27 protein-coding genes are annotated in these 25,650 nt (G+C 58.7%); 14 read left to right on the forward strand and 13 right to left on the reverse strand.

Annotated elements, in window-relative coordinates:
* The first annotated feature begins 384 nt into the window (after window positions 1–384).
* From SE15_RS14260 to SE15_RS00960, 3 genes are read left to right on the forward strand one after another with little or no spacing between them, the layout of a single operon-like run.
* A complete protein-coding gene (locus SE15_RS14260) occupies window positions 385–858 on the forward strand; it encodes a MarR family winged helix-turn-helix transcriptional regulator (protein WP_152965493.1) in 474 nt (157 codons plus the stop codon).
* Window positions 855–1,652 carry an ABC transporter ATP-binding protein gene (locus tag SE15_RS00955; protein WP_152965494.1) on the forward strand — a complete coding sequence of 266 codons (798 nt, stop codon included), beginning with the start codon at window positions 855–857 and terminating at the stop codon, window positions 1,650–1,652. Before SE15_RS14260 ends, SE15_RS00955 begins: the two co-directional genes overlap by 4 nt.
* Window positions 1,609–2,472 carry an ABC transporter permease gene (locus SE15_RS00960; RefSeq protein ID WP_201778032.1) on the forward strand — a complete coding sequence of 288 codons (864 nt, stop codon included), beginning with the start codon at window positions 1,609–1,611 and terminating at the stop codon, window positions 2,470–2,472. The genes SE15_RS00955 and SE15_RS00960 overlap by 44 nt, the downstream gene beginning before the upstream one ends.
* Here the strand turns inward: SE15_RS00960 and SE15_RS00965 are convergent.
* The 5 genes from SE15_RS00965 to SE15_RS00980 form a co-directional block, all read right to left on the reverse strand.
* Window positions 2,469–2,798 (reverse strand): FeoA family protein, encoded by a 330-nt coding sequence (locus SE15_RS00965; protein ID WP_054520236.1) that lies wholly within the window; start codon window positions 2,796–2,798, stop codon window positions 2,469–2,471. The genes SE15_RS00960 and SE15_RS00965 overlap by 4 nt on opposite strands.
* A 23-nt stretch (window positions 2,799–2,821) precedes the next feature.
* On the reverse strand, window positions 2,822–3,082 hold the full coding sequence (locus SE15_RS14425) for a hypothetical protein (RefSeq protein ID WP_160316635.1): 261 nt from the start codon (window positions 3,080–3,082) through the stop codon (window positions 2,822–2,824).
* Window positions 3,075–5,012: a ferrous iron transport protein B gene (gene feoB / locus SE15_RS00970; RefSeq protein ID WP_236689963.1), complete on the reverse strand. Its 1,938-nt coding sequence runs from the start codon at window positions 5,010–5,012 to the stop codon at window positions 3,075–3,077. The genes SE15_RS14425 and feoB overlap by 8 nt, the downstream gene beginning before the upstream one ends.
* Window positions 4,975–5,499: a Fur family transcriptional regulator gene (locus tag SE15_RS00975; RefSeq protein WP_160316636.1), complete on the reverse strand. Its 525-nt coding sequence runs from the start codon at window positions 5,497–5,499 to the stop codon at window positions 4,975–4,977. Before SE15_RS00975 ends, feoB begins: the two co-directional genes overlap by 38 nt.
* Window positions 5,500–5,655: 156 nt before the next feature.
* Window positions 5,656–6,915: an MFS transporter gene (locus SE15_RS00980; protein ID WP_054520239.1), complete on the reverse strand. Its 1,260-nt coding sequence runs from the start codon at window positions 6,913–6,915 to the stop codon at window positions 5,656–5,658.
* A 146-nt stretch (window positions 6,916–7,061) separates the two neighbouring features.
* Here SE15_RS00980 and SE15_RS00985 point away from each other — a divergent pair, with 146 nt between their 5' ends.
* From SE15_RS00985 to SE15_RS01010, 6 genes are read left to right on the forward strand one after another with little or no spacing between them, the layout of a single operon-like run.
* On the forward strand, window positions 7,062–7,478 hold the full coding sequence (locus SE15_RS00985; protein WP_054520240.1) for a PPC domain-containing DNA-binding protein: 417 nt from the start codon (window positions 7,062–7,064) through the stop codon (window positions 7,476–7,478).
* A gap of 2 nt (window positions 7,479–7,480) precedes the next feature.
* On the forward strand, window positions 7,481–8,437 hold the full coding sequence (locus tag SE15_RS00990; protein WP_054520241.1) for a nucleoside hydrolase: 957 nt from the start codon (window positions 7,481–7,483) through the stop codon (window positions 8,435–8,437).
* A 31-nt stretch (window positions 8,438–8,468) separates the two neighbouring features.
* Window positions 8,469–9,080 carry an ECF transporter S component gene (locus SE15_RS00995; protein WP_054520242.1) on the forward strand — a complete coding sequence of 204 codons (612 nt, stop codon included), beginning with the start codon at window positions 8,469–8,471 and terminating at the stop codon, window positions 9,078–9,080.
* A 33-nt stretch (window positions 9,081–9,113) separates the two neighbouring features.
* Window positions 9,114–9,890, forward strand: coding sequence for an energy-coupling factor transporter transmembrane component T family protein (locus tag SE15_RS01000; RefSeq protein WP_054520243.1), 777 nt, complete (start codon window positions 9,114–9,116; stop codon window positions 9,888–9,890).
* Window positions 9,881–10,750: an energy-coupling factor ABC transporter ATP-binding protein gene (locus tag SE15_RS01005; RefSeq protein WP_054520244.1), complete on the forward strand. Its 870-nt coding sequence runs from the start codon at window positions 9,881–9,883 to the stop codon at window positions 10,748–10,750. Before SE15_RS01000 ends, SE15_RS01005 begins: the two co-directional genes overlap by 10 nt.
* Window positions 10,734–11,570, forward strand: a complete 837-nt coding sequence (locus tag SE15_RS01010; protein ID WP_054520245.1) for an energy-coupling factor ABC transporter ATP-binding protein — start codon at window positions 10,734–10,736, stop codon at window positions 11,568–11,570. Before SE15_RS01005 ends, SE15_RS01010 begins: the two co-directional genes overlap by 17 nt.
* On the opposite strand, the gene SE15_RS01015 is transcribed toward SE15_RS01010, so the two are convergent.
* Together SE15_RS01015 and SE15_RS01020 are read right to left on the reverse strand one after the other, a co-directional pair.
* Complete coding sequence (locus tag SE15_RS01015) at window positions 11,567–12,385, reverse strand: HAD hydrolase family protein (protein WP_054520246.1); 819 nt, start codon at window positions 12,383–12,385, stop codon at window positions 11,567–11,569. The two genes, SE15_RS01010 and SE15_RS01015, sit on opposite strands and share 4 nt — an antisense overlap.
* Window positions 12,386–12,407: 22 nt before the next feature.
* Window positions 12,408–13,199, reverse strand: coding sequence for a DUF364 domain-containing protein (locus tag SE15_RS01020; RefSeq protein WP_083461604.1), 792 nt, complete (start codon window positions 13,197–13,199; stop codon window positions 12,408–12,410).
* A 27-nt stretch (window positions 13,200–13,226) separates the two neighbouring features.
* On the opposite strand from SE15_RS01020, the gene SE15_RS01025 reads away from it, so the two are divergent.
* Window positions 13,227–14,303 carry an LCP family protein gene (locus SE15_RS01025; RefSeq protein ID WP_054520247.1) on the forward strand — a complete coding sequence of 359 codons (1,077 nt, stop codon included), beginning with the start codon at window positions 13,227–13,229 and terminating at the stop codon, window positions 14,301–14,303.
* Between the two features lie 5 nt (window positions 14,304–14,308).
* On the opposite strand, the gene SE15_RS01030 is transcribed toward SE15_RS01025, so the two are convergent.
* The 5 genes from SE15_RS01030 to SE15_RS01050 all read right to left on the reverse strand — a co-directional run bounded on the left by SE15_RS01030 (window position 14,309) and on the right by SE15_RS01050 (window position 19,918).
* A complete protein-coding gene (locus SE15_RS01030; protein ID WP_054520248.1) occupies window positions 14,309–15,979 on the reverse strand; it encodes an ABC1 kinase family protein in 1,671 nt (556 codons plus the stop codon).
* 83 nt (window positions 15,980–16,062) lie between these two features.
* Window positions 16,063–17,169, reverse strand: coding sequence for a DUF5667 domain-containing protein (locus tag SE15_RS01035; RefSeq protein WP_054520249.1), 1,107 nt, complete (start codon window positions 17,167–17,169; stop codon window positions 16,063–16,065).
* Entirely contained in the window at window positions 17,162–17,713 is a 552-nt protein-coding gene (locus SE15_RS01040; RefSeq protein WP_083461605.1) for an RNA polymerase sigma factor, read from the reverse strand. The genes SE15_RS01035 and SE15_RS01040 overlap by 8 nt, the downstream gene beginning before the upstream one ends.
* Window positions 17,714–17,778: 65 nt before the next feature.
* Window positions 17,779–19,236 carry a sensor histidine kinase gene (locus SE15_RS01045; protein ID WP_054520251.1) on the reverse strand — a complete coding sequence of 486 codons (1,458 nt, stop codon included), beginning with the start codon at window positions 19,234–19,236 and terminating at the stop codon, window positions 17,779–17,781.
* Window positions 19,214–19,918: a response regulator transcription factor gene (locus SE15_RS01050; RefSeq protein ID WP_152965496.1), complete on the reverse strand. Its 705-nt coding sequence runs from the start codon at window positions 19,916–19,918 to the stop codon at window positions 19,214–19,216. The genes SE15_RS01045 and SE15_RS01050 overlap by 23 nt, the downstream gene beginning before the upstream one ends.
* Before the next feature lie 142 nt (window positions 19,919–20,060).
* Here SE15_RS01050 and SE15_RS01055 point away from each other — a divergent pair, with 142 nt between their 5' ends.
* Genes SE15_RS01055 through SE15_RS01065 form a run of 3 tightly spaced genes read left to right on the forward strand, consistent with a single transcriptional unit; the run spans window position 20,061 to window position 24,246 of the window.
* Window positions 20,061–22,112, forward strand: a complete 2,052-nt coding sequence (locus SE15_RS01055) for a glycoside hydrolase family 2 TIM barrel-domain containing protein (protein ID WP_201778033.1) — start codon at window positions 20,061–20,063, stop codon at window positions 22,110–22,112.
* On the forward strand, window positions 22,106–22,930 hold the full coding sequence (locus SE15_RS01060; RefSeq protein ID WP_054520254.1) for a carbohydrate deacetylase: 825 nt from the start codon (window positions 22,106–22,108) through the stop codon (window positions 22,928–22,930). Before SE15_RS01055 ends, SE15_RS01060 begins: the two co-directional genes overlap by 7 nt.
* The gene (locus SE15_RS01065; RefSeq protein ID WP_054520255.1) at window positions 22,927–24,246 is read left to right on the forward strand and encodes an MFS transporter; all 1,320 of its coding nucleotides are present in this window, start codon (window positions 22,927–22,929) and stop codon (window positions 24,244–24,246) included. The genes SE15_RS01060 and SE15_RS01065 overlap by 4 nt, the downstream gene beginning before the upstream one ends.
* A gap of 9 nt (window positions 24,247–24,255) precedes the next feature.
* Here the strand turns inward: SE15_RS01065 and rsmG are convergent, their stop codons facing one another.
* On the reverse strand, window positions 24,256–24,969 hold the full coding sequence (gene rsmG, locus SE15_RS01070; RefSeq protein ID WP_054520256.1) for a 16S rRNA (guanine(527)-N(7))-methyltransferase RsmG: 714 nt from the start codon (window positions 24,967–24,969) through the stop codon (window positions 24,256–24,258).
* A gap of 304 nt (window positions 24,970–25,273) precedes the next feature.
* On the opposite strand from rsmG, the gene SE15_RS01075 reads away from it, so the two are divergent.
* Window positions 25,274–25,618, forward strand: coding sequence for a DsrE family protein (locus tag SE15_RS01075; protein WP_054520257.1), 345 nt, complete (start codon window positions 25,274–25,276; stop codon window positions 25,616–25,618).
* The last annotated feature ends 32 nt before the right edge of the window (window positions 25,619–25,650 follow it).

The raw sequence follows: 25,650 nt of genomic DNA on the forward strand, positions 1-25,650 counted from the left end.
CTAGCAAATCTCACCGTGACTCACAAGTCGGAAAACCTACGCTGACCTAAAAAATTGATGATCTTTAAAGTGCCGCAACCTTAAAGAGCGCCAGGCAAAATTCATTCGCTCTCTGGCTCAGCATGCACATTTGTTCTTGCCATGCTTTCCAAATGTCTTCTCGGATACCCCCACATATGGGGGGTGGTGGTTGGTTTTTCCAATCTCTCCGCCAAATTCAAAAGATTCTTAGATTCCTTGCCCGGGGATTTGGCACGGCTCAAGACCAAGGCTGTGAATCTGGCTGGCAAAGCCTTTTTTAAGGTTTCAGGTGGGGGGTAACCCTTGACATTCCCCTTCGATTGAGATTATAGTTAGAATATCTAATCATTAGGAATTCGAACTATGACTGCTGATCTTGAGCACTGTGTGCAGGAAGTGGTTGACGTGGTGATGGGAGTCAGCCGTGTCATCCGCAGTCAGATGCGCCGTCATCGCGATCCACGCATGAGCGTGCCGCAGTTTCGGGCGTTGATCTTCATCCGCCGGCAGATGGCCTCAGTTTCAGACCTGGCGGAGCACTTGGGGTTGACCCGACCCACCACCACCGCGTTGGTGGATAAACTTGTCCGTATGGGCTGGGTGGAGCGGGTGGGCGATGCTCGCGATCGCCGCCGCGTGCGCTTGCGCCTGACCCAGGCCGGGGAAGCCATTCTGGCTGCTGCCCAGGCGCGGACCCAAACGTACTTCCTCAGTTTACTGGCCGGGTTGTCGCCGAGCGAGCGAGATTGCGTGCTTCAGGCCATGCAGATTCTGCGGCGGTCTGTGCTCACCGAGGCGCCCGAAGTTCCCTCAAGAATAGAAGGGGAGGTGGCATGATCCTGCGGACCCAAAACCTTACCCGACGCTACGGGACCCTGGTCGCCGTGGATCACCTGAATCTGGCCCTTGAAGAGGGTGAGGTGTTCGGGCTTCTGGGGCCCAATGGAGCCGGGAAAAGCACCACCCTAAAGATGCTGACCACTCTGCTCCCACCGAGCGAAGGAAACGCTTGGGTGGCCGGATTCGACATTCGCCGCCAGGCGGCGCAGGTGCGGCGGATGATCGGCTATGTACCTCAGTTAATCTCCGCCGATGGGGCTTTGAGCGCATACGAGAATTTACTCATTGCGGCCAAACTCTACGATATTCCTCGGGGCGAACGCGAACGGCGCATTGTTGAGGCGCTGGAATTCATGGGGTTGCACGAAGTGGCAGATCGCCTGGTGCGTGAGTTCTCCGGCGGAATGTTCCGCCGCCTGGAAATTGCCCAGGCCATTTTGCATCGTCCGCGCCTTCTCTTCCTGGATGAGCCAACGGTGGGTCTGGATCCGGTGGCGCGCCATCTGGTGTGGGATTACATCCGTCAGATCCGCCAAAATTTGGGCACCACCATTTTGCTGACCACTCACCTGATGGACGAGGCAGATGTTTTGTGTGATCGGGTGGGGATTATGCACCTGGGGCGCTTGGTGGCGTGTGATGCCCCCCAGGCCTTAAGGGTCGCCATCGGGAAGCCCGAGGCGACTCTGGACGAGGTTTTTATCTACTTCACTGGCAATCAACTACAAAATACCGCAGGAGGTTATCGTGAAGCCGTCCGAACACGGCGGGTCGCCCGTCGTCTGGGTTGAATCTGCTTCAACGCCACCGACTGCGCTGGGCTTTCGTCCCTGGGCAGTCCTCTGGGAATTTTTGTACAAGACCTGGGTGATTGCGGAACTGGAAGCGCGCAAGTTGCGCCACGATCCCACTGAGCTTTTCACCCGGGCAGTGCAACCGGCACTCTGGTTGTTAATTTTTGGGCAGGTTTTTGCCCGTGTGCGCGCCATCCCGACGGGAGATCTTTCCTACCTGGATTTCATGGCACCGGGTATTCTGGCGCAGAGCGTTCTGTTCATTGCCATCTTTTACGGTATTTCGGTCATCTGGGAACGTGATTTGGGAGTCCTGCACAAGATCATGGCCAGCCCGGCCCCGCGGGCGGCTCTGGTGAGCGGAAAGGCGCTTTCGGCGGGAATTCGCGGGTTGACGCAGGCCGTGATCATCTATGCCTTGGCAGCGATCCTGGGAGTGGGTTTGAACTGGCAGCCCCGGGCCCTGCTGGGGGTCACGGTGGCCGTGATTCTGGGCGCGGCCAATTTCTCGCTCTTCTCGCTCATCATCGCCTGCCTGGTCAAGACCCGAGAGCGCTTTATGGGAATTGGGCAGTTGCTCACCATGCCGCTCTTCTTTGCCAGCAATGCCATTTATCCGATTGCCATCATGCCGGACTGGTTGCAAGTGCTGGCGCGAGTCAATCCACTGACTTATATCGTAGATGCGCTGCGAGCACTGATGCTCTCCAACGGTGCGCCGACCTTTCCGCTGGGGGTGGATTTTGCAGTGATGAGCGCAACTACCCTGATTCTGGTCATCGTCGCCGCTCGCCTTTACCCCCGTGTCATCGTCTAGGGAGTTGGCGGATTGGTTTCCTCCGAGGGCGTTTTTTCACTGACGGGGCTGACCAGGATACAGCGCGCAATTTGGGGTTCGAACGCCAGTTCGGTGTGCTCCACCTGCACGATGGTCACCGGGCGCTGTGCCAGTACACGCACAGTGCGCCCGGGCATCAGGCCATAGGCTTGCAGGTAGTGCTGGAAATCCGGGGGAAGGGCTTCAAACCCGACTATGGTGACCTCCTGACCTGGGGAAGCGTGCCACAAAGTGGGGCGAGCGGGGTGTCGGCCCTGCCCATGGCGGTGGCGACCACGATGCAGACGAAACCGGGGAATAAGCATTGCGCGAAGCCTCCATTTCCGTTTCATAAGTGTGGGGTACCTTTGGGGGTAGAGGATGAGCGGCGTGGTTTGAGCAGGTGCTCGGCCCAACGTGCCCATCGGGAAGCCCGGGGATTGATCACGCTGGCGCCGCAGTTTGGGCAGCAGGCCATTTGACACCCTGCGTGCAGGGGACAGTGGGCGCAGGCCGGGCGCTCACCCGCCTGGAAATGGGTTCCACAAACCGGGCAGGTCAATTCGGTGAAGTCGTCAGTTAAAGAGGCGCTTAAAAGTGGTTTATCCATGCCAACCTACCAGGCTCAGGAAGCGGTAGAGCACCCCCCCTACGAACAGGGCAAATGGGAAGATGAACACTAGCATTCCCAGTGCTGTTTTCAGCCCCCGTTCCTTGATGATCATGAACACGCTGGCGATGCAGGGCACAAAAAGGGTGATGGTTACCATGGCCACAACTACCTGGATGGGAGATAGCAAGCCCTGGGATTCCATGACAAAGAGGTTGGTGGCGGCGAAATCGCGACGGAGGAATCCCAGCAGAAAGGCAGCAGCGGCTTCGGGAGGTAGGCCCAGCCAGTGAGTGACAATGGGTTCGGCGGCGTGAATGAAGCCCGGCAAAAGGTGAAACCAATCCAGCAAAAAGAGCAAGAAAGTTCCCAGCAGGAAGAGCGGTACTGCTTCCTTGATGTACCATTCCAGCCGTGCCAGGGTCTTGATCAGCACATTGGAGAAGAGCGGCCAGCGCAGGGGTGGAAGTTCAACCATAAGGGGGGTGCGCTCGCCGGGTAGAAGGCGAGCCGCCAGCCAGCCAACGGTCAGCAGAACCAGCACCACCACTCCCGCCCAAATCAGCGTGGCACTAAATGAAATTCCCGCCAGCATCCCCATGACCACGCCTAACTGGGCAGAGCAGGGGATGGCCAGCGCCAGCAAAAAGGTCACCAGGATGCGCTCGCGAGGCCGGTTGAGGATGCGCGTGGTCATGGTGGCCATGGTTACGCAACCCAGGCCGAGCACCATTGGGAGTACAGCCTGCCCGTTCAAGCCAATGCGACTGAAGAACTGGTTGGTCAATACGGCCAGGCGCGGCAGGTAGCCTGAATCTTCCAGGATGCCGAACGCAATGAAGAACGTAACCACAATCGGGAGGAGCAGGGCCAGGGCATAGGTGATGCCCATGGTCCACAGGCCGTACTCGCCTACCAGCATCTGGCTCAGAAACGGCCAGGGGATCCAGCGTTCCAGATGGCTCACCATCCAGGGATTAATGATCTTTCCGAACAGTGTTTCCTCCAGAAAACCGACCAGCGTGCCGGCGCCGAAGACGCCTACAAACCAGTAGAGCGCGTACAGCACCAGTGCCAGGATGGGAATGCCCCACAGCGGATGCGTGGTCAGATGCCCCAAGCGCACACTGAAAGGCTCCTCACCTCGTTGCTCCTGCGCAAGAGTGCGGCCGACCAGGTTGCGGATGAAGTGCTCACGCGTGCGTTGGAGTACACTGGTAATGGGTTCGGGCAGGCGGGCGCGCAAGTCTTGGCGGATCTGCTCCAGGAGCGCGTAGTCGGCGGAAGAGAGGTGATCGCGGAGCCACGTCTCCACACTGGCATCTCCGCTCAGGAAAAGCAAGGCCAGTCCGCGGCCAGCCACTGGTGCGGGGGGTAAATGGGGGATAAGGGCTTCCAATGCCTCCTCAATGGGCGGTGGGTAGGTGAGGTGGAGCAGGGTGGGTTGTACCTTTTCTAATGCGCGGAGCAGTTCTTCCACTCCCTGACCCCGAGTTGCCACCGTGGTGATAACCGGAATGCCCAGGGTGCGGCGCAAGGATTCCAGGTCCAGCTGCATGCCGTAGGCTTGTGCTTCATCGACCATGTTGAGCACCAAAATCAAGGGCAGGCCGAGTTCGGCCAGTTGCAGGGTGAAGTGCAGGGTGCGCCGTAGATTCTTGGCATCTCCCACCTGAATGACGGCATAATGCTCATCCTCCAGCAAGGCACGCACAGTGACCTGCTCATCCTCACTGCGGGCAGGAAAAGTGACAATGCCGGGAGTATCCACTACCAACTGATCGGGGCGGGTGCGCAGAGCGCCTTGCGCGACCTCGACCGTTGTACCGGGATAATTGGAGACAATGACATACTGCCCGGTCAAATGGTGAAAAAGGGCTGACTTTCCAACGTTAGGATGCCCGACCAGTAGAATGCGAGGGTCTTTCATGAGGACCGGTGATGGCGTTGGGGTTGAATGACAATGGGCCATAAGTTTCTACCTTTTGTAAGCAGGATTCACACAACCCGTAAAAGATAAGCGAGGCACTTTCAATAGTGCCGCCGTAGTGGGTGATGAAATCTTGTTTGAGCACCTCTAACAGCGGTGCGGGAAACTCAATGATGGTATTGCACAGGCGACAGCGGAAGTGGTGATGCTCGGGTTGGGCCGAGACGGCGGGATCGAAGCGCTCCTGAGGGCGTTCGCCTTCAAAGCGCTGGGTGCCCACCACGCCCAGGTCTTCCAGCCAGCGCAGGGTGCGGTACACGGTGGAAAGATTGAGATCGGGGGCGCGTTGGCGGGCTCGTTGGTAGATCTCCTCCGCCGTTGGGTGATCGGTGCACTGGGCAAGGGTTTCCAGAATTAAACGCCGTTGGGTGGTCATGCGCCCACCGGTAGCGCGCAATCGTTCAGCAACCTGGGTGATCCAATCCATGTTGTAGCCCATTATTGCAAATTATTTGCAATTAGTGTCGCCCCCTATTGTAGGCGCCTTCTCTTGGGGAATGAAGTGTATTTAATCCCCCTGTGGCGTGCTAAATGTCACTCGCAATCTCAGGGGAAATCCCCAAAGTATCCCGGCTTTCGGGGATTAAGCCTGTTCTTTGAGCAACGTGACTGCGCGGGCCTGCTCCTGCTGAATGCGTTGAGGGCGCACGGTAAGCCAAATAATGGGCAGGGTTATCAGGAGCATCAACGCGTTGATAACAAAGGGCCATTGGGGGCTCAAAACCTCCCACATCAGTCCTCCTAGGTAAGGCGCAGGGAGGGAAAAGAGCCCTAACGTGGTGGAAAGCAGTCCAAAGGCCAGTCCTCGCAGGTGACGCGGTGCGACTTTAGAGATGAGCGCATTGAAGGCTGGGGAGTAAAGAGCCTGTCCTAAGCCGAAAAGCCCCCACACCAGTGCCTGGAGCGGAAAAGCACCACCCCCCAGGAAGAGCAGAGTGGCCACAGCAAAGATGCCCAGCCCGCCCACCAGCCCCCAGCGCTCACCGTACCGGTCTGACAGCCACCCACCAAGGGTGTTGAAGAGCGCGGCGGTAAGGCCCATAATGGTGTATAGGGACCCCACGTTGGTGGGGCTGTAACCGTAGAGGTCCTTGAGGTAAATGGGGTAGAACTGGTCGCTGAGGCGGAAACTGAAATCCTGCAGACCATCAAAGACCAGAATCCAGGTGATCAGGGTGCCAGCCGTCGCTAATCCGATCATCTGAACCAGGTTGGCTTTAAGTTGGCGCAGGTTGAGGTGCCCTTTGGGTTCCTGGGCAGCCGCGCGGGCAAGCCGGCTCATGCTCACGCGAATGAAGGTTGCGGTAGCATACAGCCCGGCGGCGACAATTAGCATGCCCCGGAAGCCCAGCCGATCCGCCAGGAAGCCCCCCAGCGAGGGTCCCAAGATGTTAACCACACCAAAAACACTATCGAACATACCATAGACCTTCCCACGGTTGTCCTCGCTGGTATGTTCGGCAATGAAAGCGCGAAAGGTGGGCGAGATCAGTGCACCGGAGATGGAGGCGGCAATAATGGCGACCAGAGCCCACTCCCATGAAGGTACAAAAGGCAGCCACAGAGAGCCAACCAGGCCGATGAGACTACCAATAGCGATGGTGCGCAGGTAGCCTAGGGAATCCGAAATCCATCCCCCGAATACTTGTAAGAGGAGCGGAGCAAACATGCCGACGGTGAAGAAAAGCCCAACCTGTTCCACGCTGGCGCCCAGATTGCGCAGGTAGAGTGAGAGCATGGGCGATTCCATGCGCGAGGCAATGTTGGCAAGGATCATGGCAAACATAAATAGCGCGAGGGTGGGGGATAAAGCGCGCAAAGCCGATATATTTAGCCTTTTCATGGATGCCCTTCGACATGGGAGAATGGTATTTCTGAGATAGGGGCAGCAGGGTGGGCGGCGTTGGTATAATTATAGTCACACTTTGAAGATTGTTTTTTATAAAAAGTTTTCTGTTTGTCTTCTTTGTTCTCCTGTGGAGTGTGTCGATGAATCCGGTTGACCTTCAAGTCGTGGCGCTTCGCCTGCGCCCTGGCCAGGATCTTAAGCAGAGTCTGGATGCCTGGGCGCGTGTACAACACATCGAAGCCGCCATCGTGCTCACCTGCGTGGGGAGTTTGCGGCAGGCGGTGTTACGTCTGGCTGATCAATCTGCCCCGACTTCCTACATTGGTAAGTTCGAAATCGTCTCCCTGACCGGCACACTTTCCGTCCATGGGTCGCATTACCACATTGCCATTTCAGATTCAACTGGACAGACGCTGGGCGGGCATCTGATGGAAGGCAGTCTGGTGTACACGACAGCGGAAATCGCTCTCGGCATTTTACCGGGAGTGCATTTCGAACGGCGCTTCGATTCGGCAAGTGGTTATGAAGAACTCTATGTTGCCTGCGAAGGAAATTGACCATGTCCATGCCTCAACGCATCCTGATTGACACCGATCCAGGCATTGATGACGCTCTGGCGATCCTGCTGGCTCTGGCCTCTCCCGAGGTACGGGTGGAGGGTATCAGTGTGGTCTTTGGTAATTGTGCGGTGGACCAAGGCTTGCGCAACGCATTGGCCATACTTGATCTGGTCCGTGCGCCTCAAATTCCGGTTGCGCGGGGGATGGATCGTCCGCTGGTACAGCCCCTCTTGCTGGCACCTGAAACGCACGGTGACACGGGGCTGGGGTATGCCCGCCTGCCAGAACCTACCCGCCAGCCCGATCCGCGTCATGGAGTGGACCTGATCATTGAAAAGGCGCGTATGGCGCCGGGTGAACTGACGCTGGTGGCGTTAGGACCGCTGACCAATCTGGCTATGGCGCTCCGCCGCGAACCACGCCTGGTGGAGTGGCTGCACCGGGTGGTTATCATGGGAGGGGCAATTCGTCATCAGGGGAATACCACACCGCTGGCCGAATTCAACGTGTACTGCGACCCGCATGCGGCACACATTGTCTACCACTCTGGGCTTCCCATCACCCTGGTGCCGCTGGATGTGACCTACCAGGTGGTGCTCAGGCCGGAGCACGTTGAGGCTTTGCTGGCGCTAAATTCCCCTGTGGCGCGGTTTATCGCCGAAGCCACGCGTTTCTACATGGAATTTCACGATGCCTACCAAAACATCGAGGGTTGTGTCATCAATGACCCGCTGGCGCTGGCGGTGGTTTTTGCCCCTGATTTGGTGGGTGTGGAGAGACACTACGTGGATGTAGATATCAGCGGGGGGGTAAGCCTGGGGAAGACCTTTGCCGATTTTTATCGGCTGACGGGAAAGCCTGCCAACATGGAGGTGGCGCTTAAGGTCGAGAGCGAACGCTTTTTGAATCTTTTCATGGACCGGATGGCGCAGTTATGTCGAGCGCTTTCGGAGTAGGAATTCAGATTCAAACCCAGAGGAGGATGCGATGAAACTGATTGACTCCATTAAGAAAGATTTCAACACCATGACACTGGTCCTCATCCCGGTGGCCATTGCCATCAATGTGGTGATTGGGCAAATTGTGGTACTGTTACGCCTGCCAGTCTACCTCGATTCCATCGGTACAGTGCTGGTGGGGGCGATTTGCGGACCCTGGGCAGGGGCGCTGACGGGTACTCTCTCTAACATCATTTGGGGCTTGCTGATTGATCCCAATGCCTTTCCTTGGTTCCCTGTGGCGCTGTTCATCGGATTTGTCTCGGGCTGGTGTGCCCGCTTTGGACTCTTCCGTACCTGGTGGGGGGTCATCATCACGGGTTTTCTGGTGGCCATCACTGCTGCTGTGGTGTCCACCCCCATTGCGGTTTACCTCTACGGGGGGATTACCGCCAGTGGTTCTTCCTTTATCACCGCTTTCCTGCTTCAAACCGGGCGCGATTTGGTCACTGCCGTTTTGAGCACTAATTTCCTGGTGGAGCCGGTGGATAAGATTGCCACGGCATTGCTGGCTTATGCCATCATTCGCGGCCTTTCGCGGCGGTATCTGATGCGTTTCCCGCGCGCCGAAAACGTGCTGCCTGCTGAGTCCAAGAAATAACCCTCTTTTTCGACCCGGCTTACATCCAGGCACATGGTGGAGCGTCTTTCTTTTTACCTGGAGCGGAGCAGTCCGCTCCACCGCTTGAATCCCACCACTAAATTGGTGGTGGCTTTCACCCTGATTCTGGTAGCGTTTCTGGGGCCGGGCTTGCTTCTGCCCAGCCTGATCTTTCTACTGATTTTGACGCCGTTGAGTTTCGTGGGGCAGGTGGGGCGCGAATTTTTGCGCACCACCGTGCGCCTGCTTTTGCCTCTGTTCGCGTTTCTCTTTGTCATGCAGAGCCTGTTCTACCCGGGTGGCAAAACCGTGCTCTTTGGGTTTTGGATTTTCTCGGTCAAATTGGAGGGGGTGCGCTTTGCTTTTTTGACGGCTACGCGGGTGCTGGTCATGGTATCCTCGTTCCTGCTCTTGTTGTTCACCACCCACCCCGGTGTGTTACTGCTTGACCTGACTCAGCGCGGGCTGCCGGCTTCGGTGGCCTATATCCTGGCCTCCACTCTTCAGATTATTCCGCAGATGCAGGCTAAAGCCGCCACCATTCTGGACGCACAACGATCGCGCGGGCTGGATACGAGCGGAAGTTTGGGACGGCGCATTCGAGCGCTGTTGCCCCTGGTGGGACCGCTGGTGTTTGGTTCACTGGTGGATGTGGAAGAGCGTGCCATTGCTATTGAGGCGCGAGGGTTCCGTTCCTCGCGTCCCAAGACCAGCCTGGTTGAGATTGAGGATCGCCCGTTGGAGAGAGCCCTGCGCTGGCTTTGCCTGCTAGCGATCATCCTGGCCCTGGGGAGTCGCCTATGGCCGTGATTGAGATCCAAAACCTGACCTACACTTACCCGGCCACGAGCCACCCGGCCCTGCGCGAAGTCAGCCTCACCGTTGAAGCGGGAGAGTTTGTGGCCATTATTGGGCCGAATGGTGCGGGAAAATCCACGCTTTGCTACACCCTGGCGGGTTTCATCCCGCACTTTTTCAAAGGGGAATTGCAGGGAGAGGTCCGTGTTGCCGGCCAGGACATTCGCCGTGTACGGCTGGAAGACTGGGTGCTTAAGGTGGGTCTGGTCTTTCAAAATCCCTTCAACCAGATTTCGGGGGCCAAATTCACCGTATATGAAGAGATTGCGTTCGGCCTGGAAAACATCGGTGTCCCGCGTGAGGAGATGAAGCGCCGGGTAGAGGAAGTGATGGCGCTGACCGGCATTGAAGACCTGGCTGATCGTTCTCCCTATGCGCTTTCAGGAGGGCAGCAGCAACGGGTGGCACTGGCCTCGATTCTGGTGATGCAGCCAGAAGTGCTGGTGCTGGATGAACCCACCTCGCAGCTGGATCCGATCGGTACTCGGGAGGTTTTTCAGGTTATTCGACGGCTGGCACATCAGGGAGTGACCATCATCATGGCCGAGCATAAAGTAGAATGGATTGCTGAATACGCTGACCGGGTCATTGCGTTGGCCGAAGGGCGGGTCATCGGTACCGGAACGCCAGCCGACGTTCTAACCGACCCGCGTTTGCCAGACTATGGGATAGGCATCTCGCGTTATACGGCAGTGGCGCGCCGTGCGGCGGGGGAAGGCCTCTGGCCTGCGGAGCGGCGCCTGCCGGTTACCCTGGATGAGGCTGAAGCCGGTTTTCGCGCGGTGGAGGAAGCTCATGCGCATCTCCATTGAGGACGTGCACTTTGTTTATCCGGGGGGCGTGGAGGCCCTGCGAGGGGTTTCGCTGAGTATTGAACCGGGTGAGCGGGTGGCAATCGTTGGGCAAAATGGGGCTGGCAAGACCACCCTGGTCAAGCATCTTAACGGCCTGCTCCGCCCGACCCGAGGGCGGGTCAGGATTGGGGATTGGGATACCGCGCAGGTGGAGGTGCATCGCCTGGCCCAGCGGGTGGGGTATGTCTTCCAGAACCCGGATGGTCAGCTTTTCTGCCGCACGGTGGCGGAGGAGGTGGCTTTCGGTCCCCGCAACCTTGGGTATACGCCGGAGGAAATTAGCCAGCGGGTCGCGGAAGCCCTGGCGTTGGCTGAGTTGGAAGATAAGGCCGAAGCCAATCCGTATGACCTCTCCCCTTCGTGGCGTAAAATGGTGGCGCTGGCGTCGGTCATTGCCATGGATACCCCAATTGTGATTTTTGACGAACCGACCACCGGTCAGGATGTGCGCACCATTCGGCGCATTGAGCGCATGATTGAGATGCTAAGCCAACGGGGTAAAACCATTCTCACCATTACCCATGATATTGACTTTTGCGCGGAAAATTTTGAGCGCGTGGTGGTCATGGGGCAGGGGCGCGTGCTCCTGGATGGCCCCAAAGAAATGGTGCTGGGCATGGAGGCCATCCTGGCCCAAACCTACGTTGAGCCCCCTCAGTTGACGCGGCTGGGCATGCGTCTGGGGTTTGAGAAGACGGTGTGCACCTCAGAGCAGTTTCTGGAAACCCTGCGCCGCCGATTGGATCATCCCCAGTCAGATCCACGCGCCGAAGGTTAAGGGTCTAACCATCCTTCCTGGCGAAGCAGGTCCAGCACTGGGGTGAGTAGCCCGTGCGGCCGGCGGTCAATCAAACGATGGGCGTGAGAACGCGCCAGCGGTGAGGCGTTAAGTGGGGCAATGGCCAGATCGGCGCAGGAGAACATGGGTACATCGTTGTCTCCGTCGCCGACGGCAACAAGCCTGGCGTGTGTCAGACCTAAGCGCTGTAAGAGGATGCGGAGCCCGAAGCCCTTATGAACTCCCTGGCGAGTGACTTCGTAGATCACATCCAGACTGTAACTGCCCTCTACGGGCAAATGGCGGGTTGCGGCGGCAAAGGCTTTCAGCACTTCCGGCCGGTCTGAGAGGCACATCAATTTACCGAAGCCTTGCCCGGCCGGGGCCTCGCTCAGGGGGCGGGGGAGGAAGCCAAATCGCCCCGCGGCTTGCAGGCCAAAGGGTGTGATCTCCTCAAGGTAGGCGCCATCCAGCCCTTGCCAGAGGAGGGCGGCCTCGGAAAACTGGGGGGCCAGGGCGTGTAATTGGGTCTCGGCTTCGGGAGGAATGGGAAAATAATCTTCGAGCACTTCTTGGGGACGGTAAATGGCGGCTCCGTTTTGCAGGACCAGCGGAAAAGGCAGTGGCTCGTGGCGATAAAGGCCCGCGCGCTCCAGCACGCGCCGCGCGCTTTCGAGGGATCGGCCGGTAGCCAGAATGAGGGTCACTGGCAGCGGATGATGGAGCAGGTGAACGTCTTCGGGATGCACTTCTCGCTCTTCGATGAGCAAAGTTCCATCCAGATCTATGCTGAGGACAATGGGGGTGGTTGTCATGGAGGTCTTCCAGGCTTCGGATTCAGGGTGCATTTGTCCCCGATTTTAACCCAGTCTCTGGCTGCTTCGGATGCACGTTTTCGCGTTTCAGGGTTAACAGTTGTACGCCTTGTACCTGCGGGAATATTGCACCCTGTTGAATGGTCAGCAGAGCGGCTTTTTCATCTACCACACGTGCTCCTGAAAGCATGGCAAACCCGAAGTCGAAGAGGCGGGGGGTGAGCGGTGTGCTGGGACCGAGGAGCATCCGCCATGCGTGGGGAGAGCACAGATCCAGCAGATCATCCAGCGTATGGTTGATGAGGGTGGTTGCGGTAATGGCAACCACATCTGCCTGAGGCAGGACCTCTGGAGCAGCCGTTGCGGGCAGATCGCCGGGGGCAGGGTGCAGTTCGAGCACCCACAGGTTGCGCGTGAACGGGCGCAACTCTTCGATGAAAGGGAAATGCCCGACGATGGCAACGTTTCGGCCAGCTCCCTGTTTTTTAAGCACCTCGACCGCGTTAATCGCCTCAAAGACGAGACCTTCAATCTCCAGGAGGGAATTATAGGCCGCCATTCCAATGCTGGCTTCGAGGGGGTTCTCAGAAGCCAACCAGGTGGCCAGTTCTTGGGCGCTGTGGGTGTGCAATCGCCCTACCTCACGCACCCGCTGATGACCATGGGGAACATGGGCATCCGTGAGGGTGGCGGCCAGGCCGCAGTGAAGCGAACATACCATTGTCCAGTGCACACCCACATAGACCCCGCGCACGGGGATAGGGATTGGGGGCATATCCGCCAGCAGGGCTTCAATGATTTTCGTTGGGCTCACGTTCTCTCTCCTTGCGGGGATCTCGTTATGCCGATTATAGCCGAAGGCTATGCTGGGGATGAAGATCAGAGGAGGGTTCAGGCAGGGCAAACAACCGGGAAAGGGCTGAGGATTTTGCACTTCTGGCGCTTTGAGGTACAATTTGGCTCTGTGATGAACCCAACTGAAATTGATCCCGGTTTAACCCAACCCGCGGCCGGACGCGGACCCGAGGGCGAAAAGACGCGCCCGCGCCTGACCGAACCCATGGCGCGCTTCCAGCCGGTGCCGATTAAGCGGCGCCGCCGTCAACCCGGATTGGGGTGTTTGGGCCTTCTTCTAATTCCCCTGGTGGCGCTGTTTGCGGCGTATTTTCTGACTCCATTCCAAACGCGCATTTTGCTGATGGGGGTGGATCGTGCTCCTGAGGGCAGCATGGTGGCCCGCACGGATACGATCATTCTAGTGGGCATTGAGCCGCTCCAGCCCCGCGTGCGCATGCTTTCCATCCCCCGTGATCTGTGGGTAACCATTCCCGGCGAGGGCGAGAATCGCATCAATACCGCTCACTTCTTTGCAGAGGCCAAAGTGCCCGGCAGCGGTCCACGTGCCTTACAGGAGACACTGCGTTACAATTTCGGCCTGAATGTTCCTTTTTACGCCCGGGTGCGCTTTGAGGGGTTTGTGGCTCTCATTGATGCGATGGGCGGGGTTACCCTGGATTTACCCGAACCCATGGCCGGTTATGATGCCGGCCAACATCATCTTGATGGAGCCCAGGCGTTGGCTTTTGTGCGCAACCGCACCGGCAGTGATGATTTCTTCCGCATGGCGCATGGGCAATTGCTGCTCAAGGCGGCTTTTCGCCAGATGCTCAAACCCGCTTCCTGGCCACGCTTGCCGGCGGTCTTGCTGGCGGCAACTCAGGTGGTAGATACCAATGTGCCCTCGTGGTTGTGGCCGCGCCTGGGGTTGGCGCTCTTGCGGGCCGGCCCGGATGGAATTGAAACTCATGTCCTGGGGCGCGAGATGGTTACCCCCTTTACCACCAGTGGAGGTGCGAACGTGCTCCTGCCCAATTGGGATGTCATCCGCCCCATGGTGCAGGAGATGTTCGGTTCCTAGTTGGGTTAACGTGGGAAGAGCGTCAGCAGTAAAGCGATCAGGGCGCCCAGGCCGGCCAGGGCAGCCACCAGGTAGCGTTCGTTCAAAGCCAATTGGGTGGCGCTGAGGAGTAAGGCGGTAAACACCAGGGCAGTGCTGATCTGCCGGGCCGAATGTTCCAGGCGCTCAAGCCGGCTGCGCAGAACAGGATCACTGATCTCCAATCGTCCTTGAGCCAGGCGTGCCAGCACGGCGTCGGCACGCTGGGGCAGAGCAATCAGTGTTCGCAGTAATTGTAGTGAGGTTTTGAGCAGGGGGCGAAACAGGTTTTCCTGTTCGGCACGCATCAACCGCTCGGCATAAGGGACGACGCTCTCCCATACGTTGAACTGGGGGTCGAGCCCCAGGCAGATCCCGTTGAGAATGGAAAGGCAGCGCCCCAAGAGAAGCAGATTTTGGGGCAATTGGAAGGGCATCTGATAGAGCAATTGCCGAAACTCCACCAGCAGGTTGAGTATTTCTTCCTGGCTCATGCTGATTTCCGCCAGGGTCTTGCCCCAAAAGCGGTCGAAGACCTCTTGAGTGGCTTTTTCGATTAACTGCAAATCGGCATTGGGGAGCAAAATGCCCATGCGCTGGTAGGCCTGCACCAGGCGCGCGGCATCGCGGCTGGCTACCCCAACCAGCACTTCTTGCAAGGCCTCCATTAGATCCGGTGGAACGGTGCCGGTCATGCCGAAATCCACAAAAACCAGTTGCCACTCGGGGGCGGGTTCAGGTTCTGCTTCCTCTGCACCGGCCAAAGGATGCACAAAGAGGTTGCCGGGATGAGGGTCGGCATGGAAGAAGCCATCTTCAAAAATTTGCTTGAGGTAGGTGGCAATCAGGCGCTTGGCGACTTGGGCACGGTCAATTCCCGCTGCCTCGATGGCCGGGTAGTCTGTGATTTTGATGTCCCCAACATCCTCAAGGGTAAGAACGCGACGGGTGGTGTACTCCCAATATACTTTGGGAATCCGCACTTCGGTATGCCCGGCAAAATTGGCGGCAAAAATTTCAGCGTGGCGGGCTTCACTGAGGTAATCAATCTCTTCGCGCAAAATGCGACTGAATTCATCCACCAGCGCAGGCACGTCCGCCCGTCGCCGCACCGGGGGAAAGAGGTTGACCCAGCGTGCTACGACGCGCAGGGCTTGTAAATCGGTTTCCACGATCATTGGGATATTGGGACGTTGTACTTTGACCACCACTGCCAGGGGCAAGGACTCGACCGCCCCTGCGGGGGGAGCGAGTAGGGCGCGATGCACCTGCCCAATGGAGGCGGCGGCAAGGGGAGTTTCCTCAAAGGCGAGGAAACGGGTTGCCAGCGGAACACCAAATTCGGCCTCCACTACGGCGCGGACAGCCTCGAACGGTTCAGGGGCAACTTCGTCTTGTAAACCGCTCAATTCCTCGGTGATCTCCGGGGGCAGGACATCAATGCGGGTTGAGAGGAATTGCCCAACCTTGATCATCACCCCACCCAGTTGGATGGCTAACCGACGGAAGGAGGCAGCCAGGTGGTGCAGGCGTTGGGGACGGGTTTGGCGGGTCAGACGCCCCAAGCCCAGCCTGGGCAGGAGAATATCCCAGGCCAGCAGGTGCAGGATGACCCCGGCAAAAAAACGCAAAATGCGGCGGTAGCGCGCACGTAGCATCTCGTTAGGATTATAGCATTCAAACCAAACGCCGCCCCTGAGTCTTTTCTGCCAGGGGCGGCGTTTCAGGCTTCTAGGAAGCGCTAGGGTCGCGCAGGGCTGTTCCCATGGCGTGGAGGCTGAGCGGTAGGCATCATGGGCCCACCAGCGGGAGTACAGGTTGCTTCTGGGCCGGGGCCGGGTCCGTAGCCACTGCCGGGGGTGGGGGTGTCCTGGGTCCAGGGGTTACCGCCCTGCCCGCTTCCATAACCACTGCCGGGGGTGGGGGTGTCCTGGGTCCAGGGGTTACCGCCCTGCCCGCTTCCATAACCACTGCCGGGGGTGGGGGTGTCCTGGGTCCAGGGGTTACCGCCCTGCCCGCTTCCGTAACCACTGCCGGGAGTAGGGGTGTCCTCAGTCCAGGGGTTACCGCCCGGCTGTCTGCGGGTGGGCGGCATCTCTTCAGGCATGCCCTGGCGCAGTCGCTGGCGCAGTAACTCGGGGTCTTGCAGACCTTCCTGAACGGCTTGCAGGTGGGTTTGGATCATCGCGCGGGTGCGCTGGAGTACGGCGCGGGCGGTTGGGTTGGAGATGTTGGCCTGTTGCATGAGGCGCTGATACTGAACCTCCAGGCGTTGGCGGATCCGTTCCAGCGCCTGAATGGCTTGAGCATCATTCTGAGCCGCGGCTAACTGCAAAGCTGTTTGCAGATGGGTTTGTAAACGCTGGAGGACAGGTTCCGGGGGTACCTCCTCGCGGTCCAGCATCTGGGAGATCTCAGCCGTGCGCCGTTCAGCCAGTTCAAGGTTAAGGTTAATGCGTGCCTGAGGGGTGCGCGTTAACTCACTCCGCAGGTCTTCACTCCAGGTCTTAACCGGGTAGAGCCAGTCTTCCGGTAGGCTGGACTGCGCCGCGGCTACGGTGATGCCGCTCCCACCCAGCAGCAGGGAAACCACCAGCAAAATTGTCGTCAAGGCACTGAACATTGGTGAAACCTCCTTTCGGGGATGGGTTAAGCCTATCCAAAAGGCTTTCCACTGATTCAGACGCCGTGGTGAGGATTCAGATACGGCCAGACGACGGGCTTCAGCCAAAAAGGCGGTGCGGGCGCGTGCGGCTGCGGTTGGATCGCGCGGGGGTACCTCGCGTAGGGCATCCAGATGAGCGCGCACCTCAGGATCGGGTTGGGGGTCGGACCAGGTCTTAGACATGCTCTACCTCGGGTTTCAACAGGCGTTTCAGGGCGGCCAGCGCGCGGTGTTGCAGGGCTTTTACGGCGCCTACCGGTTTTTGCAGGGCGGCGGCCACGGTTTCATTATCCAGGCCCTCCACAAAGCGTAGCAAAATCGCCTGACGTTGCTCCGGCGTGAGTTGCCACAGGGCCCAGCGCAGGCGCTGGCGCATCCATTGGGCCTCAGCAGCCTCTTCAAGTGGGGGGGCCGGGTCGCTTAATGGGTGGATTTCTATGTTCAGGTTGGGCGGAGGCTCGCGGCGGTAGCGATCCGTGATCCAGTTGTGGGCAATGCGGTAGAGATAGGCCTGAAGATGCTGACGCGGCCCGTGCCCGGCATGCAGGGCCTGTAAAAAGCGTGCAAATGTCTCTGCGACGCACTCTTCTGCTTTATCGGCATCTCCCAGTAGGCGCATAGCATAGGCATAAAGGCGCGGGCTGTATTGATCATAGATAGCCGCCAGCGCCTCCATGTCAAAGCGCTGCGCCGCCTGCAACCACTCTTGCTCCTCAGGTGAGTTCATTCTCTGTCAATTCAGACGCCAACGCCGCAAAAAAGATACGCCTTCGGTGGGTGAAATAAAGCGGTTTAGGGAGTCTGCCGGGGAAGCGTGAATTGCAGACGAGTTCCGTATCCCCGGCCTTGAGCATCGGTGTAGATAGGACTTTCAGCACTTACCTCACCCCCGTGCAAGTGCACCAGTTGCTTCACAATTGCCAGACCCAACCCTGAGCCACCGCTGGCGCGGGCGCGCGATTTATCGGCCCGGTAGAAGCGTTCAAATACGTGGGGTAAGTCCTCGCGCGGGATGCCTGGCCCACTGTCGGCTATGGAGATGCTCACTGTGCGCTCATCGGCTCCGGGAACGACCTCAATGCGGATACGCCCGCCAGCGGGGGTGTAGCGCAACGCATTATCCAGCAGGTTGACCAACACCTGTTGAATGCGCTGGGGGTCCAGGAGAAGCGGGGGCAGATTTTCGGGGGCGCTGATCTCGAGGGTTACTCCCTTCTGGGCTGCTGCGGCTTCAAATTGCCCAATCACTTTTTGGATGAGCGGAATCAACGCAGTGGGTTGCTTTTCCAGGGCTAGGTGTCCGGATTCGGCCAGCGAAAGCAGACGTAAATCGGCCACCAGGCGGTTAAGCAATTGCACCTGATCGTAGAGCACCTGGACCTGTTCCAGGTCCATTGGCAGCACTCCATCTTGCATGGCTTCCAGGTTGGCCTGTAGAACGGCCAGGGGGGTGCGCAGTTCGTGGGCAACATCGGCGACCATCTGACGACGGGCTTTCTCGGCGCGTTCCAGGCTGGCGGCCATCTCATTAAAGGCCAGCGAGACCTCGCCCAGTTCATCATGGGTGAGGATTGGCACCCGTTGTGAGAGATCCCCTTTGGCGATGGCCTGAGCAGCACGTTGCAGGCGACGTAAGGGTGAGATTACCCGGTAAACCACCAGCGCCACCAGGAGCAGGGCAGCCGCACTGGCGATCACGACAGCACCGAGAACGGCGCGGTTCACAGCACTGAGGAATTGGCTTTCCAATGTGATGACACCTGCCTCTCCCGCCGGCAGGACCAGCAGGGTTCCCACCTGAGCATTTCCAACCCGGATCGGCGCTCCCACTGCCAGGGCATCGGCGGGTACGGTCTGACCTTCCCAGACCCCTTGGGTGTCCAGGATCACTTGCCCATCGGCATCCACCAGAACCAGCCGCTGAGCCAGTACGCGGCCCAGGAGGGCACTCTGGAATTGGGTCATGTGGCCGGGGAGGTTATTGCCCATCATTCCCTGACCCATGTGCCCTCGCGGCCACATTTCCGCCATATGCAGGAATATATCCACCCCCGCCCAGGAGCCAGTGCGTTGGTAATAATCGGCCAGGACGGGGGCCAGACGTTGGGCCCAGGCCTGGGCACTGCGTTCGGTGTAGGTGCCAAAAGCCAGCCGGGTAGCCCGGCGGGTTAGAACGACGGTGAGCACGGCCACCAGGAGCAGCACCCCCAAAAACGCAGCGACCAGTTTAAGGTAAAGGCGGCTGGGCATCTTCGACGACCTCCAGTTTGTACCCCACACCGAAAACGGTCTGGATGTAAGTGGGACGGCGGGGGTTTGGTTCGATTTTGGCGCGCAGGTTTTTGATGTGGGCGTCAATGGTGCGCTCGTAGCCGGGGTAATCGGTACCCAGCGCCTGTTCCAGCAGTTGCAGGCGGGTAAAGACCCGACGCGGGTGACGGGCCATGGTCACCAGTAGCGCAAACTCGGTTGGGGTGAGGTTTACCGGTTTCCCGTCCACGGTGACCGTCCGCTGGGTGAGATTAATTGCCAATTTGCCCACGCATAGGAGTTCGTTCTCCTGGGCGGTTTCTGCGGCACGCCGGAAGATGGCACGTACTCGGGCGACAATCTCGCGGGGGCTGAAGGGCTTGGTAACGTAGTCATCCGCGCCCAATTCCAGCCCGGTGATGCGATCCACTTCTTCTACTCGCGCCGTGAGCATCAGAATGGGCACATTAGATTCGCGGCGGATGGCGCGAGCCACATCCAGGCCATCCATGCCCGGTAAATTCAGATCGAGGATGACAAAATCAGGATGTTCGCGGTGGAAGAGGCTCAACGCTTGCTCGCCATCCCCGGCCTGAACCACCTGAAATCCGGCTCGCTCCAGGTAACCTTGCACAACGCGCACAATTTGGGGTTCGTCATCCACCACCAGAATTTTCTTCATCTCCATACCCTACGATTTTAAGGGGAAGTTGTGAAGAAAGCGTGAATTTTGGCAGGCTTTTGCATTGTCAGTCGGAATCGGATTGAATATACTAAAATTATCGCATAAACAGGTATTGATGGTCCCCCCGGAGTTGCTCCCCATGGAAGAGGCATATTTCATCTCTCACGAGGCGACCCACCCCCAGGCTTTACCGACGGAGGGCTGGCGACAGGTTACCCTGCCGCATCAGTGGACGCTAGAGGGTCTGGAGGCCGAGGTGGGGTGGTACCGGCTGGATGTGCCCCCCGCAGAGGCGGGTCAACGGCGCTGGGTGCGCTTGTGGGCCGATTATTATGCCGAAGCATGGCTGGAAGCAACGTACCTAGGCCAGCATGAGGGCTACTTTGAACCCTGGATTCTGGCTTTGCCTTCTACCGGCACAAGGCTATGGGTGCGTGTGGCGGCGCCGCGGGAGCCCTATGGTGAGGTGTGGCCACGTTTCAAGCGCCAGATCAAAGGCGTTTTTGGACAACACGATTGTCGGCCCGGCGGGACAGGCCCGCGTGGGCAGGAGCGTGGCACGGGTGGGCTGTGGGGTGGTGCGGAGGTGATGCTCAGCGGGGCTGTTGCGCTGCTGGGGCTGCGCGTTTTGCCCCTGCGCATCGCGGGGGGCTGGCGCCTGCAAATTGAAGCCGAGGTAGATAGCCCTCATGTTCAGACGGTGCGGGCCTATCTCGAACTGACACCGGAGAACTTCGGGGGAGAAAGTTTGTACAGTGAGCGGGAGTTGACCCTGGCGCCGGGTCGCCAGCGCTTGCGCCTCTTCTGGCAGGTGCCGGATCTCCCCACCTGGGAGGTGTGGGAGCGCGGCTTTCCGCACCTCTATCGTCTGACCTTGCGGGTGGAGGAGGCCGAACTCGCGGTCACCACCGGGCTCCGCACGGTGTCGCTTGAGGGGGATTGGGTGTGCCTGAATGGCCGCAACCTTTTCTTGCGCGGGACAAACATCATCCCCACCCAGTGGCTGGCCGGTTATACCCCGGCTCAAGCAGAATCCGATGTGCATCTGCTCAAGGAGGCGCATCTCAATGCCGTGCGTGTGCACGCTCATGTGACTCACCCCTCCTTTTACGAGGTTTGCGACCGTGAAGGGGTGTTGGTTTGGCAGGATATGCCTCTGCAGTGGGGCTACGCCCTGGATGATGCTTTTACCCAGGAGGTGGTACGCCAGGCGGAGGCGCTGACCTGGATTTTGGGCAGTCACCCCTCAATTTTTCTGTGGTGTGCCAGCAACGAACCCACTCACAACCGTCATACCACGGTTCCAGCCGTGGCAGCAGCGTTGCGTGGGAGTGATCCTACCCGCCTGGTCAAAGAAGCCTCCGACTTTCGTGAGCACACCTACCCGGGCTGGTACTGGGGGCATTGGCGGGATTTCCTGGCGCTGCCGGCGGCACCTCTGCCCTCCGAGTTTGGCGCTCAGGCACTGCCCCGCGTTGAGACGCTGCAGCGCACTTTGGCAGAAAACGCCTGGCCGCCGCGCTGGGAGGTGTGGGCTTACCACAATTTCCAGGCTGAGCAGACTTTTCGTGTTGCGGGGGTGGAAATGGGTCCCAGCCTGGAAACTTTTGTGGCCAATTCCCAAGCCTATCAAGCACGACTGCTGCGTTTTGCCATTGAAACCTACCGCCGGGCCAAAGGGAAGGTAACGGGTTATTTCCAGTTCATGTTCGTTGAACCCTGGGAGGGGATTACCTGGGCGGTCGTTGAGGTGGATCGCACGCCAAAGGCCGGGTACTACGCCCTCAAAGAAGCCTCCAGCCCGGTGCTGCTCTCGCTGGTTCCCTACCGTGAGGTGACTGAAATTGGCCAACCGCCAGTAAGCGAGATTTGGCTGATCAGCGATCTAGATCGTCCTCTAGATGTGCTGGTGCGGTTACGCCTGGAGGGACCCGTGAGTGGCGATTTGGGAGAACTACCGGCTCAACTGGCTCCGCAGGAAGCACGCTGTCTGTTCAACCTGATGGAGGGGTATGAAATGCCGCCGGGGGAGGGGGAGTGGATGGAACGCGTTGCTCGGTTTTTACGCAGCCTGGTGCCGGGGGAGTATCGTCTGATCGGAGAGGTGTGGGAGGGTGAGACCCTGCTTGCCACTTCCACATTACCTGTGACCTATCTTCCTCCAATTGTGCCAACGGGGAGTGCATGGTGAGCCATCTCTGGGAGTCGCTAGGTCTGCATGGAAAGCGGGTGCTGATTTTGCACCATGATGATTTGGGCTTATTACACGCCCAAAACGCGGCATACGAAGTACTTGGGTTTCCAACCGGTTCGATCATGGTACCGGCTGGCTGGGGGGCCCAATTGGCGCATCGCCCGCACCTGGACCTAGGTGTGCACCTGACGCTCACCAGCGAATGGCGGGCACCGCGCCTGCGACCGTTGACCACCAGTGCCAGTTTGCGGGATTCCAGCGGCCACTTCTGGTCAACTGTCGAGGAGGCCTGGTTACACATCCGGACCGAGGAAGCCGAGGCTGAATTGCGAGCGCAGATTCACGCCGCGCTGGCCATGGGCATTGATGTGACCCACGTGGATACTCACATGGGCGCCGTTCTGCGCCCTGACCTGGCGGAGATTTACTTGAAACTGGCGCTCGAGTTTCGCCTCCCTGCTTTTATTCCCGAATCCCTGGAGGCCATCAACCTGCCGGCTCCGCTGCGTCTGCCGATTGAGAGCCTGCTGGATCGTGCACCGCTGCCCAAGGTGCGCTGGCTGGATAGTTATCCGGTTCCCCCGGATCAGCGGCGGGCGTGGTATCTGGATACCCTGAGTCGGGCTGGGCCGGGGGTTTATCATCTGATTCATCACTCAGCCCTCCCCACTCCCGAGGCCCAAAGCCTGCCGGATTGGGAAAAACGTAAAGCGGATTATGAAGCCCTCCAGGATGCCGAAGTGCGGCGGGTGATTGGGGAATTTACGTTGCTCACCTATCGCCAGGTGCGGGAGGCGTTGCGCAGGGTTGGATGATCCGCGAGGGGCCGGCTTCGACCTATCGTGCTAATCCCTGGCGTTATGCGCTGGGAGAATTTGGGCTGAGCCTGCCCGGCTTTGCGATCGGTACCTACCTGGTCTTCTTCTACACCGATGTCCTGGCGCTGCCGGTGACGCTGGTCGCTGTGGCACGGGCCATCAATTCCGTGTGGGATGGTTTCAATGATCCTATTTTTGCCCACCTCTCCGACCGCACGCGCACTCGCTGGGGGCGCCGCCGCCCGTGGCTGTGGCTGGCCCTGCCGTTAAATCTGATGGTCTGGATAGCCTTGTGGATGCCGCCGCAACGGGCTGGGATGGATGTTCTATTCATCTGGTTTCTGGTGTTTCTGCTCGCCTCTGAAACGGTTGCAACCCTCAGTTGGGTGAATTACAATGCGCTCTTTCCGCGCCTTTTCACCTCAGAGGCGCAGCGCGTGCGCGCCAATGCCGTGCGCAAAGCCCTGGGCCAGGTGGCGCTCATCGGTGGGATTGCTCTTAGTCCTCTGCTTTACAGTCGCTTTGGGTTTGCCAGCATGGGTGCAATTTGGGCTGGTGTAGGGGGGCTGGCGTTTTTGCTTTTCCTCCTGGATTTTCGCGAGGATGCAGAGGCCTTACCTGAGACGCCGCCGAATTTTCTCCAAAATATTTGGGACTTGCTTAGAAACCCGGCTTACCGCCTGTATCTGGGCATTTTTATGCTGAGCACACTGGCCAACTCATTACTCATGGCCGGGATGCCATTTTACGCCAAATACGCGCTGGGGCTGGCCGAGGCCCAGACCTCCTTGCTGTTTGGGGCAGTCTTCGTGACGGCCATCCCGGGTGTGGCGGTCTGGATTTATATCACCCGGCGCTTACGCGCCACCCGGGCCTGGCAGGCAGCGCTGGGCTGGCTCATGCTGGCTCTCCTGCCCCTCATGCTCATTCGCTCGCTTGGAGGGAGCCTACTCACGGCAGCAGTAATCGGACTGGGATTGAGCGGGGGCATGGTCTTGGGCGATGTGGTGTTGGGGCGGATCATTGACGAAGATGCTCGTCGTCACGGGCAACCGCGCGAAGCCATGTTTTATGGTTTGGCGGCTGTGTTGGCGCGGCTCTCGGGCTTGCTCAACGCACAAAGTTTTGTGCTCCTGACCTGGTTGTTTGGGTATGTGAGCGGGGAACACCCCGGCCCGAATCCTGACCTAGCGTTTCGGTTCTTCATGGTGGTGATTCCGGGATTGGCATTGCTCCTGGCGGTAGTCCTGGCGGGATGGTTGAGCCGCCGGCTTGACTCCAGTGGCAAATTGGGGAAAGCCCTCTTGGATTAACGGATGATTTCACTGAATAGGTTTTTTGGCGGGCAGGCCAACTCGACGCGGATAGCCGGGTGGGGTAGCGCTCTGCTTACGGATTACGATCAGGTAGCGCTCCTCGACCACGCCCGGTAGATAAACCGGCAAGATTTGCTGCAACTGCCCCCCAAGAATGTGAATAGCCCGCTCTGCCACCTGGGTTTCGGCAGGGCCGCTGGCGCCCTTCTGTGCCAGCGCAGCACCCCCTATGCGCACCAGGGGCAGAAGGTATTCCACCAGGACCGGCATGTTGGCTACCGCGCGGGCCACGGCCCAGTCATAGCGTTCGCGGTGTGCTGGGGTTTGTCCCAGTTCTTCAGCGCGCCCCTGGATTAAGGTCACTTTTTCCAGTTTTAATACTTCCACCATGTGGCGGCAGAAAGCCAATTTTTTACCCACCGAATCCACCAGCGTCACTTCCAAGTGGGGCAGGAGGATCTTAAGGGGAAGGCCGGGAAATCCGGCACCGGTGCCAATGTCAATGAGTGTCTGAGGCGGGTTATTGCGCCAGGCCAGGATGCAGGTGAGCGAATCCAGGAAGTGCTTAGTGCGAATGCTTTCAGGATCTCGAATGGCGGTGAGATTAAAACGTGCGTTCCAGGCCAGTAATTCTTGTTCGTAAGTAGCAAAAGCCGCGATCTGACGCGGCGTCAGTTTGATCCCTAAAACACTCTGCACATCCTGGGCGAACTTCTCCATGCGCCGCCATTATACCGAAACTTGGGCACTTTGGGGCTTTGAACTCACGATTTTATCGCGGGTGTGGTTATAATCTGAGCATATTCCTTTGTTGGAGGCCGGCCACGGTGAACGCACCTAAACACTGAATTTCAGATGTGCGGGTACAGGAGCGTACCCTCAGGGCGGACACGCCTGTGGCGGCCAGAAGGGCCCGGAAGGAGCAGGGAATTGACAGACCTTCTGCCAGATCATGGGCCGAGATGGGGCTAGAGGCGGTCTGCTCAAACAAGAATCAACCATTCTCACTGGCAGGAGGTTGGGTATGTCTACATCCGATACGGTGTGGCTTTTCACCCGTTATGGTCTGGGTGAGGGGCCAGCAGAATTACAACAGCAACTGGTTGTCAAGTACCTGACGCTGGCACTGGAAGCGGGAGAATTACCGGCTAAAGTGCTCTTTTACACCCACGGAGTGCGGTTAGCCTGTGCGGGTTCTCCGGTACTGGATCTATTGCGCGAATTTGAGAAACGCGGCGTTGAATTGGTTCTCTGTCACACCTGTTTGAGTTACTTTGGTTTGCTGGACCAGGTGCAGGTAGGTGTTGTGGGAGGCATGGGAGATATCCTGGAAGCGCTTAATCGTGCTTCCAAGGTGGTTGCCCTGTAAGAAACAAACAGTTGCTTTTCCGTGGCCGGCCA

This window comes from Thermanaerothrix daxensis, from assembly GCF_001306145.1.
In the GTDB taxonomy this organism is placed as follows: Bacteria; Chloroflexota; Anaerolineae; order Anaerolineales; family Anaerolineaceae; genus Thermanaerothrix; species Thermanaerothrix daxensis.